This window comes from Mycobacterium sp. IS-1264 (genome assembly GCF_001954195.1).
GTDB lineage: Bacteria > Actinomycetota > Actinomycetes > Mycobacteriales > Mycobacteriaceae > Mycobacterium.
The window spans coordinates 1-13,356 of the sequence record NZ_MBES01000037.1 but is presented as its reverse complement, the minus strand read 5'-3'; the positions used below and the strand labels follow the sequence as shown (position 1 = coordinate 13,356).

The following is a 13,356-nucleotide window of genomic DNA, read 5'->3' as shown; positions in this document are numbered from 1 at the left end:
CCGCGACTTGTATTTCAGCTAATCGTTATGTTTGCCGGCCTCGCGGAGCACGGTGCGCAGGATGGATTCGATCGTGTCGAACTCGGCCTGGCCGCTGATCAGCGGCGGGGCCAGCTGGATGACGGAATCGCCGCGGTCGTCGGTGCGGCAATACATCCCGGCCTCGAACAGCGCCGCCGAGACGCCGCCCAGCAGCGCTCGGCGTTCGTCGTCGCTGAAGGTCTGCTTGGTCGCCTGGTCCTTGACCAATTCGACGCCGTAGAAGTATCCCTCGCCGCGCACGTCGCCGACGATGGGCAGGTCGTACAGCTTCTCCAGGGTGGCGCGCAATGCCGGGGCGTTGGCCTTGACGTGATCGTTGAGGCCCTCGCGCTCGAAGATGTCGAGGTTGGCCAGCGCCACGGCGGCCGACACCGGATGCCCGCCGAACGTGTACCCGTGCGGAAACATCGTCTTGCCGTCGTCGAAGGGCTCGAACAACCGCTCGCTGGCGATCATCGCGCCGATCGGTGAGTAGCCCGACGTCATACCCTTGGCGCAGGTGATCATGTCGGGCACGTAGCCGAAGTCGTCGCAGGCGAACATCGAGCCGATCCGGCCGAACGCACAGATCACCTCGTCGGAGACCAGCAGCACGTCGTAGGAGTCGCAGATCTCGCGGACCCGTTCGAAATAGCCCGGGGGCGGCGTGATGGAGCCGCCGGCATTCTGCACCGGTTCCAGGAACACCGCCGCGACGGTCTGCGGCCCCTCGAACTCGATGGCCTCGGCGATCCGGTCGGCGGCCCAGCGCCCGAAGGCTTTCGGGTCGGTGTCGAACGGCTCGGGTGCGCGGTAGAAATTGGTGTTGGGCACGCGGAAACCGCCCGGCGTCACCGGCTCGAACGGCGCCTTGTACAACGGCAGCCCGGTGATCGCCAGCGCACCCTGGGTGGTGCCGTGATAGGCGACCGATCGCGAAATCACCTTGTGTTTCCCGGGTTTGCCGGTGAGCTTGAAATACTGCTTGGCCACTTTCCACGCGGTCTCGACGGCCTCGGTGCCCCCGGTGGTGAAGAACACCCGGTTGAGGTCGCCCGGCGCGTAGCGCGCGAGCCGCTCGGCGAGCTCGATCGCGGGCGGGGTGGCGTAGCCCCACAGCGGGAAGAACGCCAGGGTGCTCGCCTGCCGGGCCGCGACCTCGGCGAGTTCGGTGCGGCCGTGGCCGACCTGCACCGTGAACAGACCGGACAGCGCGTCGAGGTAGCTCTTGCCGCGGTCGTCGAAGATGGTGACGCCCTCGCCGCGGGTGATGGTCGGCGGCGTGAAGTGGGGGCCGTGCCGGGTGAAATGCAGCCAGAGGTGTTCGGTCATCGCCGCGAGCGTAACGCTAGGCTCGCGATATGACCGCAGCGCAGCAGGTCAGCGAGTTCGAAGAGCTGCGGCCGCATCTCCTGTCGGTCGCCTACCGGCTGACGGGAACGGTGGCCGACGCGGAGGACATCGTCCAGGACGCCTGGTTGCGCTGGGATTCCGCCGAGACCGCGGGCGCGATCACCGACCTGCGCGCGTGGCTGACGACCGTGGTGAGCCGGCTCGGCCTGGACAGGCTGCGGTCGGCCGCGCATCGCCGCGAGACCTACACCGGCAATTGGCTGCCCGAGCCGGTGGTCACCGGTCTCGTGGATGCGCAAGAGCCCGATCCGCTGGCCGCGGTGGTGGCCACCGAGGATGCCCGGTTCGCGGCGATGGTGGTGCTCGAGCGGCTCACGCCCGATCAGCGGGTCGCATTCGTGTTGCACGACGGGTTCGCCATGCCCTTCGCGGAAGTGGCCGAGGTGCTGGGGATCAACGAGGCCGCCGCCCGGCAGCTGGCGTCGCGGGCCCGCAAGGCCGTCGCCGTCGAACCACCGCCGGAGCCCGACCCGTCGCACAACGAAGTGGTTGGCCGGCTGATGGCCGCCATGTCCGCCGGTGACGTGGAGGCCGTGGTGGCGCTGCTGCATCCCGACGTGACTTTCACCGGCGATTCGAATGGCAAGGCGCCCACGGCAGTTCAGGTCATCCAGGGGCCGGACAAGGTGGTCCGGTTCATGCTCGGCCTGGCCCGCCGCTACGGCCCCGATTTTTACACGGCCTATCAACTGGGGCTGGTCAACGGCGAGCTCGGCATTTACACGTCCGGCTTCCCGGCCGGCGACGGCTACCGCGAGATGTGTCCGAGGGTGATGGCGATGACGGTACGCGACGGAAAGGTCTGCGCCCTATGGGATATCGCCAACCCCGACAAGTTCACCGGCTCTCCGCTGCGGCGCGAGCGGTCGTAAGTCAGTCGAGTCAAGCGCGGATTGGAGAGGGTAGATGGCCGGCGGCGTCGCCGAGGCGATGGGCAAGTTGATGTTCCGCGGAATGGACAAGATGCGGCACCGCAGCGCGTTCGACGTCGGCGCCAGGACTCCGCAAGGTAAGGACTTCACCGGTTTCGAGAAGACGCGGCAAATCCTGTTGGTGACGTTCAGGCGTTCCGGCGAGGCGATGCCGAGCCCGATCAATCACGGTGTCGCCGACGGGAAGATCTACGTGCGCACGGATGGCTCCACCGGAAAGGTCAAGCGCATCAAGAACAATCCGCGCGTCGTGGTGGTGCCGAGCAGTTTTCGCGGCAAGCCGAAAGGTCAAGCGGTTGCCGGGGTGGCCAGGATCCTTTCCGAGTCCGAACATGCGCACGCGGACAAGGTGATCGCGGCAAACTGGAGCCTGCCGATGAAGTTGTTCGAGCGCAGCCTGGACAAGGGCAGCGCGGCGTTCGACATCCCGACCACCTACATCGAGATCGCGCCGGCGCCCGAGGCTTGATTGGAGCGCATGGTTTCCAGCCCGACCCGCAGCGCACCGGCCGCCTCACTGGCGGCTTCGGCGAAGCGGCCGCCGAGGCCGACGAAGTTGAGGTACGCATGGGGCAGGTCAGCCTGACATGTGAAGGCAACCGGGATTCCGTTGGCGCGCAGCGTTTTCGCGTATGCCTCGCCGTCGTCGCGGATCGGATCGAAACCGGCGCTGGCGATATAGGCGGGCGGCAGGCCGGTGACGTCTCCGTGCAACGGTGACAATCGCGGATCGCCGCGATCGGTTCCCGGCGGCACGTAGTTGGCCAGTGCCCACTCGAGGTTCGCGTCGGTGAAGGTGGAGCCGCGGGCGAACAGGTCGCGCGACGGACGGCGCGTGCTGAGGTCAGTCGGCGGATACATCAGTAGCTGAAACGCCGGCACCGGACCGCCCCGCCGCACCGCCTGCTGCGCGGTGACGGCGGCGAGATTGCCTCCGGCGCTGTCGCCCCCGACCGCGATGCGGCCGGGATCCGCTCCCAGATCCGTAGCGTGGCGGTGCGCGTGCTCGAACGCGGCGACGGCGTCGTCGAGGGCTGCGGGGAACCGGTGCTCGGGCGCACGCCGGTACTCGACGGACAGCACGCGCACGCCGGCGTGGCTCGCCAGGTACCGGGCGACGGGGTCGTGGCTCAGCCGTGAGCCGACGGAGAAGCCGCCGCCGTGGAAGTACACCAGCAGCCCCGACGGCTCGGGCACGTCCCCCGGCGCGTACAGGGTGGCCGGGACGCCGCCGCGCTCGGCGGGGATGGTGATTTCCCGCGTCGCCACCGGTATGGGTGATGCGTAGCCGATGAGCCGCGAGAGTTGGTCATAGCGCGCGCGGGCCTTTTCGACGGGGTCGGTGAAAACGTCGGAACCCGAGAGGTTTTTGAGCCGGATCATCAATTGCGCGTCGAGGGTGAGTTCCTGGCCGTCGATGCGGAGCGGAGGGCCGGCCAACAATCGTCGGACCGGCCGGGGCGCCGCGAAGAGGGCCCGGATGACGGCCGCCTTCGCGTGGGTACCTAGCGGTGCTGCCATGAGATCAAGCGTGGGGCAATCCGACCGGGGACGCTTGTACGGATCCGTCAGACTTCGCGAACCGCTTGCGCGAAGGCACGCGGGGCCGCGCCGGTCATCTCCCAGCACACCTTGTTGGCGTGCGAGCCGTCGGCGAATCCGGCCAGGTGGGCGGCATCGGTCACGGAGCGCCCGTCGAGGAGGTGGCCGACGGCGGTCACCAGCCGCTGCCAACGGATCGTGGCCGAGAACGAGACGCCGGTCTGTTGTCGGCATAGCCGCCCGAGGTAATCGGGCGACAGCGCAACGGCATCCGCGACCGAGGCCACATCGATGTGGGCGGGAACCCGGCTGGACACGACGTCCATCGCCCGTCGCAACTGCGGGTGAACGGACCGGGGTTCGCCCGGGCGCCGGTCGTCCGTGCCGCACAGCTCGTCGACGAGTACGTCCGCTCCGGCCCGTGGGCCATCGGCATCCAGCGACGCCGCGGTCATCTCGGCCAATCGCTGCCCGTCGCCGACGATCCAGACTCCGCGCCGACCGCGGCTGTGGCCCAACGTGTTCAGCGCAAAACCCTGCGGTGTCTGCAACCCGAAATACAGCGTCAGCGCCCCCGATGCCGAATCCGACCGGACGGCGTGGCGTGCTCCGCTGGCGACGACGACCAGCCGGCACACGTCCCGCGCATCGCCGTCGCGCGTGACCGTAACGGGGCCCTGCGTACCGACTGTGACCTGAACCGCGGGATGGTGGTGGACGGCAAGGTCGGAGAATCCGCCGCCCGCGATGAGCCGCCCCGGCTGCACATCCCAGACGCGCATGCCGCCACTTTAGCCCCGTCGTGCTGCCTGGCTCGTGACGTCCGCCCACGGAACACGGCAGGCGTCACCGGAATTGAAGCCCTGCTCGGTGATGCCCAGGGCGGAGTTCACCCGGGCCCGCATGTTCTCGAGCCCGATCTGATAGGTCAGCTCGAACACCCCCGCGTCGCCGAAGCGGGCCCGCAGGTCGGCGACCTGCTCGTCGGTGACGGTGTGCGGATCCGTGGTTATCGCGTCGGCGTAGGCGATGGCGGCGCGCTCGTCGTCGGTGAATGCCGGTGAGGTGGCGTAGTTGTCGATGTCCTTGAGCCGCTCCATGTCCAGGCCGTCCAAGCGCTGCAGCATCGACCCGAAGTCGACGCACCAGGAGCAGCCGATGGCGCGCGCGGTCCACAACACCGCGAGCTCACGCACGCTGACCGGAAGCGTCTTCGACGCCCGCTCGACCATGGTCTCGTGGACGGCGCCGGCGATCATCAGTTTGCGATGATGCGCGGACACGGCGAACGGTTCGGGAACTTGGCCGTAGCGCCGCTTGGCGACCCGGTACATCGCGCGGGTCAGCAATCCGGCGCGCTTGGGGGGCAGGGGCTCGATACGTGTTTTCTGTGTCATACCCCTCAGACGAGACAGGTCGACAATGTGTGACGAGCGCGGCGGTCAGCGCGAGGGGCGACTTCGCGCCTTCTGCCTCGCGGGCCGCGAGACAGCCGTAACATGCGGCTAGCCTCTCGGCATCGATGGCCAGTGGTGGCGATTGGGAGTCAACGATGACTGCGCTGTTTAGCCGGCGGGCCGACCAGTACGACTGGCTCTCCGGCTACCTCGCGTCGCGGGGCATCGGAGGCGCCACTCGGGCCGTGATGGCGTTCATTGCGACGTCGATGGTGTTGTGCCTGCTCGCACTGCTGGCCAGTTCGGACGGTCCCCGCGGACCGGTGCCGGTGGCGATGACATGGGTTGCCGTCGCCGGCGGGGTAGCGGGCGTGTTGCTGTGGGTTTGGCGGTGGCCGACGCGCAGGCAGTCAATCGCATTCGCCATCACGTGCAACACCGCCGTCGCCTTGGCGTGCCTGGCACACCCGAACCCGCTCGCCGCGCTGATCGGGTGCATAGCATTCGCGACCTTCGGCGCCTACATGGCGTTCTTTCACACCACGGGATTGGTGCTGTACAACTTCGCGGTTGCCGCCGCCGTCGGCTCCTGGGAGGCGGTGTCGTTGGCGAGATCTGGACACCCCAGCCTGGCGGGGGTGGACCTCTGGCTGGTGATCGAGGTCAACATCGCCCTACCACTCGCCATTCGCATCCTGGTGCGCGCTTTGGCGGGAGATCTGCTGACTGCCGACCGCGATCCGTTGACTGGCCTGCTCAATCGGCGCGCATTTCAGCACGAGGCGCTGGGAATGATCTTGGCCCGACGCGGCATCGACTCCCACCTCGTGGTCATGTTGATCGATCTCGACAACTTCAAATCCGTCAACGACAGGTGCGGCCACGCGGCGGGCGATCGCGCACTGGTCCAGGTCGCGCGGGCGCTGTTGGCCGCCGCCGACAATCAAGCGGTGGTGGCCCGGAGCGGTGGTGAGGAATTTCTCGTCGCCGGCACGTCTTCGACCTGCAACGCAGAGTCGTTGGCCGCGCGCGCGTGCCGGGCCATCGCGATCTCGGCCGCGGGAGTCACCGCCAGCGTCGGCACCGCGTGCGCCCGCCTCGACGACGCCGCAACCGAGCCGCAGTCAGTTCTAGAGGAGTTGATCACGGCCTCCGATGCCGCGATGTATCAGGCTAAACGGTTGGGGGGCAACCAAAGTAATCACCACGAACTTTGTTGACCCGTGCAGATATCAGCGCGTGAACATCAGCGCGCGCTTGACCTCCTGGATCGCCTTGGTCACCTCGATGCCCCGCGGGCAGGATTCGGTGCAGTTGAACGTGGTGCGGCACCGCCACACGCCGTCGACCTCGTTGAGGATGTCGAGGCGCTCGGCGGCGGCCTCGTCGCGGCTGTCGAAGATGAAGCGGTGCGCGTTGACGATCGCGGCCGGGCCGTAGTAGCTGCCCTCGTGCCAGAAGATCGGGCAGCTGGTGGTGCAGCACGCGCACAGGATGCACTTGGTGGTGTCGTCGTAGCGGGCGCGGTCGGTGGGGCTCTGGATGCGTTCGCGCGTCGGGGGATTGCCGGTGGTGATCAGGTACGGCTTCACGGCGCGGTAGGCGTCGAAGAACGGCTCCATGTCGACGACGAGGTCCTTCTCCACCGGCAGCCCGCGGATCGGTTCGACCGTGATGGTCAAAGACTTGCCGGGCTTCTTGGGTAACAGGTCGCGCATCAGCACCTTGCACGCCAGCCGGTTGACGCCGTTGATGCGCATGGCGTCCGACCCGCACACCCCGTGCGCGCACGATCGCCGGAAGGTCAGCGTCCCGTCGAGGTAGCTCTTGATGTAGATCAGCAGATTGAGCAGCCGGTCACTGGGCAGGCAGGGCACCCGAAAGCTTTGCCACCCACCGGTTTTCGCGAAGGCGTCCGGTTGGTCGGGATTGAACCGGGCGATCTTGACGGTCACCAGCACCGCGCCGTCCGGAACCGGCGGCAGCGGCGGGTCCAAAGTTTCGGCGTCCTCTCCTGGTTCCAAGGCCATCAGTACTTCCGCTCCTTCGGTTCGTAGCGGGTCTGCACCACCGGCTTGAAGTCCAGCGCGACGTCGCTCAGCAAGTCGGTGCCCTGCTTGTAGGCCATGGTGTGCCGCATGTAGTTGACGTCGTCGCGGTTCGGATAGTCCTCGCGGGCATGCCCGCCGCGGGACTCCTTGCGATTCAGGGCGCCCACGACGGTGACTTCGGCCAGCTCCAGGAGGAAGCCCAGCTCGATGGCCTCCAACAGGTCGCTGTTGTAGCGCTTGCCCTTGTCGTGCACGGTGATTCGGGAGTATCGCTCTTTCAAAGCGTGGATGTCGGTCAGCGCCTGCTTGAGCGTCTCCTCGGTGCGGAACACCGCGGCATTGTTGTCCATCGTCTGCTGCAGGGAACCGCGGATGTCGGCGACGCGCTCGTTGCCGTGCTCGGAGAGGATGTCGGCCACCCACCCGACGACCATCGCCTCCGGCGTCGGCGGCATGTCGACGAAGTCGTGGCCCCGGGCGTATCCCGCCGCCGCGATGCCGGCCCGGCGCCCGAACACGTTGATGTCCAGCAGCGAATTGGTGCCCAGCCGGTTGGCGCCGTGCACCGACACGCACGCGCACTCGCCGGCCGCGTACAGGCCCGGGACGGTGGAAGTGTTGTCCCGCAACACCTGTCCGGTGACTGTGGTCGGGATGCCGCCCATCAGATAGTGACAGGTCGGATAGACCGGGACCAGCTCGTGCACCGGGTCCACACCCAGGTAGGTGCGGGCGAACTCGGTGATGTCGGGCAGCTTGGCCTCGAGCACATCCTCGCCGAGGTGGCGCACGTCGATGTAGACGTAGTCCTTGTGCGGCCCGGCACCGCGACCCTCGAGCACCTCCAACACCATCGAGCGGGCGACGATGTCGCGGGGCGCCAGGTCGACGATGGTCGGGGCGTAGCGCTCCATGAAGCGCTCGCCCTCGCCGTTGAGCAGCCGGCCGCCCTCGCCGCGCACCGCTTCGGAGATCAGGATGCCCAGGCCGGCGAGCCCGGTCGGGTGGAACTGGTGAAACTCCATGTCCTCCAACGGAAGTCCCTTGCGGAAGACGATGCCGATGCCGTCGCCGGTCAGCGTGTGCGCGTTGGACGTGGTTTTGTACATGCGGCCCGAACCGCCGGTGGCGATCACGACGGCCTTGGCGTGGAAGACGTGGATGTTGCCGGTGGCCAGCTCGTAGGCGATGACCCCGGTGGCCACCGGACCGCTCGGGGTCTGCGTCAAAGCCAGGTCGAGCGCGTAGAACTCGTTGAAAAACTCCACGTCGTGCTTGACGCAGTTTTGGTAGAGCGTCTGCAGGATCATGTGGCCGGTGCGGTCGGCGGCGTAGCAGGCCCGGCGTACGGGTGCCTTGCCGTGGTCGCGGGTGTGCCCGCCGAAGCGGCGCTGGTCGATGCGGCCCTCGGGGGTGCGGTTGAACGGCATCCCCATCTTCTCCAGGTCGAGCACCGCGTCGATGGCTTCCTTGCACATGATCTCCACGGCGTCCTGGTCGGCGAGGTAGTCGCCACCCTTGACGGTGTCGAAGGTGTGCCATTCCCAGTTGTCGTCCTCGACGTTGGCCAGCGCGGCGCACATGCCGCCCTGGGCGGCCCCTGTGTGGCTGCGGGTGGGGTAGAGCTTGGTGAGCACCGCGGTACGCACGCGGGGGCCGGCCTCGACGGCGGCCCGCATTCCCGCCCCGCCCGCGCCGACGATCACCACTTCGTATCGGTGTTGCTGGATCACCGGTCAGCCTCCGATATTCGGGTCGAACGTCATCAGGACGTAGGTGCCCAGCACCAAAGTGAATCCCATCGACAGCAGCAGCAGGCTGTTGAGCCAGAATCGGGTGCGGTCCGTGCGGCTGTAGTCGTCGATGATGGTGCGCAGGCCGTTGCCGCCGTGCAGCTGCGCCAGCCACAACAGCGCCAGGTCCCAGAACTGCCAGAACGGTGACGCCCACCGCTGGGCCACGTAGTTGAAGTCGATGCGGTATACCCCGTTGTCCCACATCAGCATGATGAACAGGTGCCCGATGGCCAGGAAGACCAGCGCGACGCCGGAGAACCGCATGAACAGCCACGCGAACTTCTCGAAGTTGGGTATGCCGGCGCGACGCCGCGGCGAGCGCGGATTGTCCAGGCTCGCCGGACGGTCGTGGCTGCGCTGGTGTACCGGGGCGACCTCGCCCCGGCCGAGCTGAAGGTCGGGGCTGCTCATCGGAAGTGCTCCCACATGTGGATGCCCAGCACTACCCCCACCGGAACCATGAGCAGCAGGAAGACGACGCAGACGATCCAGAACATCACACGCTGGTAGCGGGGGCCCTGCGACCAGAAGTCGATCAGGATCACCCGGATCCCATTCAGGCCGTGGAACGCTACGGCGGCGACCAGGCCGAATTCCATCAGGCCCACGATCGGGGTCTTATAGGTCGCGATCACCTCGTTGTAGGCCTGCGGGCTGACCCGGACCAGGGCGGTGTCCAAAACATGCACGAACAAGAAGAAGAAGATCGTGGCACCGGTGATGCGATGCAGCACCCACGACCACATGCCGGGATCCCCCCGATACAGGGTTCGCGGCGGCCGCCGCTTGCGCGAGGGTGTCGACGCCGGTACGGCCGGATCCGCGGTTGTCGCCTGTGTGCTCACTGAAGTTCTCACCGCCTTCGTCAACAAGCCGGGCAACCGAGCTTAGCCCCGCAACGATGGGCCGCGGTAGGAGATCGGTCCGGCCAAGACGCCGTGTCGCATCGGAGTTAGGGTGGCTGCTTGAGCCGGCCCAACAAGTCAGCCCATCGGTGAACGGGGGTTGCGAAATGCCAGATGTCGATTGGAATATGCTGCGGGACAACGCGATCCAGGCGGCTGCGGGAGCCTATGCGCCGTACTCGCGGTTCAAGGTAGGTGCCGCCGCACTGGTCGACGATGGCCGCGTCGTCACCGGTTGCAATGTGGAGAACGTCTCATATGGCCTTGGTCTCTGCGCCGAGTGCGGTGTGGTGTGCGCCCTGCATTCCACCGGCGGGGGCCGGCTGATCGCGCTGGCGTGCGTGGACGGGCAGGGATCCTCGCTGATGCCGTGCGGGCGATGCCGTCAGGTGCTGCTGGAGCACGGTGGTCCGGAGTTGCTGATCGACCATCCGGCCGGGCCCCGCCGGCTCGACGAGCTGCTGCCCGACGCGTTCGGCGCCGAGGTCCCCCGGGAACGTTCTTGACCGATTTCGCATTCGACGCGCCGACGGTGATCAAGACCAAGCGCGACGGCGGCAGGTTGTCCGACGCCGCCATCGCGTGGGTCGTCGACGCCTACACCGACGGCAGCGTCGCCGACGAGCAGATGGCGGCGCTGCTGATGGCGATCGTGTTGCGCGGCATGGACCGCGGCGAGATCGCCGAGTGGACGGCGGCGATGCTGGCGTCCGGTGAGCGGTTGGACTTCAGCGATCTGCGGCGCGACGGACGGCCGCTGCCCACCGTGGACAAGCACTCCACCGGCGGGGTCGGGGACAAGATCACCCTGCCGCTGCTGCCCGTCGTCGCCGCGTGCGGGGCGGCGGTGCCGCAGGCGTCGGGCCGGGGGCTCGGGCACACCGGCGGCACCCTGGACAAACTGGAATCCATCGCCGGATTCACCGCCCAGCTGTCCAACGGGCGGGTCCGCGAACAGCTCGTCGATGTGGGCGCGGCGATCTTCGCCGCGGGCGAGCTGGCGCCCGCGGACGCCAAGCTGTACGCGCTGCGTGATGTCACCGGCACCGTCGAGTCGCTGCCCCTGATCGCCAGCTCGGTGATGAGCAAGAAGCTGGCCGAGGGCGCGGGCGCGCTGGTGCTCGACGTGAAGGTCGGCGCGGGGGCGTTGCTGACGTCGGAGGCGGCTTCCCGCGAGCTGGCGCACATCATGATCGAGTTGGGCGCCGCGCACGGGGTGCCCACGCGCGCGCTGCTGACCGACATGAACGCTCCGCTCGGCGCGGCCGTCGGCAACGCGCTCGAGGTCGCCGAGTCCCTGGAAGTCCTGGCCGGCGGCGGGCCGCCCGACGTGGTGGAGCTGACGCTGCGGCTGGCCGGCGAAATGCTCGAACTCGCCGGGATCGACGGCGCCGACCCCGCCGACACGCTGCGCGACGGCACCGCGATGGACCGATTTCGCCGGCTCGTCGCCGCCCAGGGCGGCGATTTGTCGATACCGTTGCCGATCGGTGCGCTGTCCGAGACCGTGACCGCCACCCGGGGCGGCACAATGGGCGATATCGACGCGATGGCAGTGGGGCTGGCGGCATGGCGGCTCGGTGCGGGCAGATCCCGCCCGGGCGAACGGGTGCAATTCGGCGCCGGCGTGAAGATCCACCGCCGTCCCGGCGAACCGGTGGTGGCCGGTGACCCGTTGTTCACCCTCCACACCGACACGCCCGAACGCGTCGGCGCCGCGATGGCCGAGCTGGACGGCGCGTGGAGCGTCGAAGACACACCGCCCGCGCCGCGGCCGCTGATCATCGATCGGATCGCCACGTGACCACACTTCTGGATCTGCGGCAGATCGAAAAAGCGCCGAAGGCCCTGCTGCACGATCACCTCGACGGTGGGCTGCGCCCGTCGACCGTGCTGGAGATCGCGGGCCAGACCGGCTACGACGGGCTGCCCGCCACCGACGTCGAGGAGCTGGCCACCTGGTTTCGCACCCGGTCGCACAGCGGTTCGCTGGAGCGCTACCTGGAGCCGTTCTCGCACACCGTCGCGGTGATGCAGACGGCCGAATCGCTGCATCGGGTGGCCTACGAGTGTGTGGAGGACCTGGCTGCCGATTCGGTGGTTTACGCCGAGGTGCGGTTCGCGCCCGAGCTGCACATCGACCGCGGGCTGTCTTTCGACGAGATCGTCGACGCCGTGCTCGCGGGTTTCGCCGACGGGGAGAATGCCTGCGCCGCCGCGGGGCGTCCAATTGTCGTGCGGCTCTTGGTCACCGCCATGCGGCATGCCGCGGTTTCACGGGAGATCGCCGAGCTGGCGATCCGCTTCCGGGACAAGGGCGTGGTCGGGTTCGACATCGCCGGGGCGGAGGCCGGCAACCCGCCGTCGCGACACCTGGATGCGTTCGAATACATGCGAGATCACAACGCGCGCTTCACCATTCACGCCGGTGAGGCCTTTGGGTTGCCGTCCATCCACGAGGCGATCGCGTTCTGCGGGGCGGACCGGCTGGGCCATGGGGTGCGGATCGTCGACGACATCGATGTCTTGGAAGACGGTGGTGTGCGGTTGGGCAGGCTGGCATCGATCCTGCGGGACAAGCGAATTCCGCTCGAGCTGTGCCCCAGCTCGAACGTGCAGACCGGCGCGGCCAAGAGCATCGCGGACCACCCGTTCGATCTGCTGGCCCGATCCCGGTTCCGGGTGACCGTCAACACCGACAACCGGCTGATGAGCGATACCTCCATGAGCCTGGAAATGCACCGCCTGGTGGAGGCTTTCGGCTACGGATGGAGCGACCTCGAGCGGTTCACCATCAATGCGATGAAGTCGGCGTTCATTCCGTTCGACGAACGCCTGGCCATCATCGACGAGGTGATCAAGCCGCGCTACGCGGTGTTGATCGGCTAGGCCAGCTGGCTCGGCGCCATCAAGTTCGGTTTGGGTGGCCGGGATTTGTCGTACCCCTTTGTGATGATGTGGTCATGTCTTCGACCGCATCGCTTGCCTCGGTGGGGTTGAGTCCTGCCGAGCGCCTGGGGGTGCTCTTTGAGGAGTTGGCGGAGTTGTCCGGTCAGCGCAATGCGATTGATGGGCGCATCGTGGACATCGTCGCCGAGATTGATCGCGACCGGCTGTGGGGAGCCACCGGGGCGCGCTCGGTGCCGGCGTTGGTGGCCTGGAAGACGGGCTGCTCACCGGCCACTGCCCACACGATCGCTACCATCGCGGCCCGGCTGGAGGAGTTCCCGCGGTGTGCCCAGGGCATGCGGGAGGGCTGGCTGTCGCTGGATCGGGTGGGCGTCATCGCAGCGCGGGGC

The 13,356-nt window shown here is 67.7% G+C and carries 13 protein-coding genes and 2 pseudogenes; 7 read left to right on the top strand and 8 right to left on the bottom strand.

What is annotated here, in order from left to right; translation table 11 throughout:
• Positions 1–18 precede the first annotated feature (18 nt).
• Positions 19–1,353 (bottom strand): annotated as a pseudogene (locus tag A5744_RS06995) (aspartate aminotransferase family protein); the annotation flags it as partial.
• A gap of 29 nt (positions 1,354–1,382) precedes the next feature.
• On the opposite strand from A5744_RS06995, the gene A5744_RS06990 reads away from it, so the two are divergent.
• The gene (locus A5744_RS06990; RefSeq protein WP_076059589.1) at positions 1,383–2,306 is read left to right on the top strand and encodes a sigma-70 family RNA polymerase sigma factor; all 924 of its coding nucleotides are present in this window, start codon (positions 1,383–1,385) and stop codon (positions 2,304–2,306) included.
• A 34-nt stretch (positions 2,307–2,340) separates the two neighbouring features.
• Positions 2,341–2,835 (top strand): PPOX class F420-dependent oxidoreductase, encoded by a 495-nt coding sequence (locus A5744_RS06985; RefSeq protein ID WP_076059587.1) that lies wholly within the window; start codon positions 2,341–2,343, stop codon positions 2,833–2,835.
• Here the strand turns inward: A5744_RS06985 and A5744_RS06980 are convergent.
• From A5744_RS06980 to A5744_RS06970, 3 genes and pseudogenes are all read right to left on the bottom strand, one after another.
• Entirely contained in the window at positions 2,802–3,887 is a 1,086-nt protein-coding gene (locus A5744_RS06980) for an alpha/beta hydrolase (RefSeq protein WP_076059585.1), read from the bottom strand. The two genes, A5744_RS06985 and A5744_RS06980, sit on opposite strands and share 34 nt — an antisense overlap.
• A 47-nt stretch (positions 3,888–3,934) precedes the next feature.
• Entirely contained in the window at positions 3,935–4,690 is a 756-nt protein-coding gene (locus A5744_RS06975; protein ID WP_076059583.1) for a helix-turn-helix transcriptional regulator, read from the bottom strand.
• Between the two features lie 9 nt (positions 4,691–4,699).
• Positions 4,700–5,341: pseudogene (locus tag A5744_RS06970) on the bottom strand (carboxymuconolactone decarboxylase family protein); the annotation flags it as partial.
• Between the two features lie 119 nt (positions 5,342–5,460).
• Between A5744_RS06970 and A5744_RS06965 the strand changes: the two are divergent.
• Positions 5,461–6,525 carry a GGDEF domain-containing protein gene (locus A5744_RS06965; protein ID WP_076059579.1) on the top strand — a complete coding sequence of 355 codons (1,065 nt, stop codon included), beginning with the start codon at positions 5,461–5,463 and terminating at the stop codon, positions 6,523–6,525.
• 12 nt (positions 6,526–6,537) lie between these two features.
• Here A5744_RS06965 and A5744_RS06960 read toward each other — a convergent pair whose 3' ends face one another.
• The 4 genes from A5744_RS06960 to sdhC are packed head-to-tail and all read right to left on the bottom strand — an operon-like array spanning position 6,538 to position 9,898.
• Positions 6,538–7,335, bottom strand: a complete 798-nt coding sequence (locus A5744_RS06960; protein ID WP_076059577.1) for a succinate dehydrogenase iron-sulfur subunit — start codon at positions 7,333–7,335, stop codon at positions 6,538–6,540.
• Positions 7,335–9,089 carry a succinate dehydrogenase flavoprotein subunit gene (gene sdhA / locus A5744_RS06955; protein ID WP_076059575.1) on the bottom strand — a complete coding sequence of 585 codons (1,755 nt, stop codon included), beginning with the start codon at positions 9,087–9,089 and terminating at the stop codon, positions 7,335–7,337. Before sdhA ends, A5744_RS06960 begins: the two co-directional genes overlap by 1 nt.
• A gap of 3 nt (positions 9,090–9,092) precedes the next feature.
• On the bottom strand, positions 9,093–9,563 hold the full coding sequence (locus tag A5744_RS06950) for a succinate dehydrogenase hydrophobic membrane anchor subunit (protein WP_076059574.1): 471 nt from the start codon (positions 9,561–9,563) through the stop codon (positions 9,093–9,095).
• Positions 9,560–9,898 carry a succinate dehydrogenase, cytochrome b556 subunit gene (gene sdhC / locus A5744_RS06945; RefSeq protein ID WP_240562991.1) on the bottom strand — a complete coding sequence of 113 codons (339 nt, stop codon included), beginning with the start codon at positions 9,896–9,898 and terminating at the stop codon, positions 9,560–9,562. Before sdhC ends, A5744_RS06950 begins: the two co-directional genes overlap by 4 nt.
• A 266-nt stretch (positions 9,899–10,164) precedes the next feature.
• On the opposite strand from sdhC, the gene A5744_RS06940 reads away from it, so the two are divergent.
• The 4 genes from A5744_RS06940 to A5744_RS06925 form a co-directional block, all read left to right on the top strand.
• The gene (locus tag A5744_RS06940; protein ID WP_076059573.1) at positions 10,165–10,563 is read left to right on the top strand and encodes a cytidine deaminase; all 399 of its coding nucleotides are present in this window, start codon (positions 10,165–10,167) and stop codon (positions 10,561–10,563) included.
• A complete protein-coding gene (locus tag A5744_RS06935; protein ID WP_076059572.1) occupies positions 10,560–11,861 on the top strand; it encodes a thymidine phosphorylase in 1,302 nt (433 codons plus the stop codon). The genes A5744_RS06940 and A5744_RS06935 overlap by 4 nt, the downstream gene beginning before the upstream one ends.
• Entirely contained in the window at positions 11,858–12,946 is a 1,089-nt protein-coding gene (locus tag A5744_RS06930) for an adenosine deaminase (RefSeq protein WP_076059571.1), read from the top strand. Before A5744_RS06935 ends, A5744_RS06930 begins: the two co-directional genes overlap by 4 nt.
• Positions 12,947–13,020: 74 nt before the next feature.
• A partial coding sequence (locus tag A5744_RS06925; RefSeq protein WP_139331267.1) for a DUF222 domain-containing protein occupies positions 13,021–13,356 on the top strand: 336 nt, incomplete at its 3' end.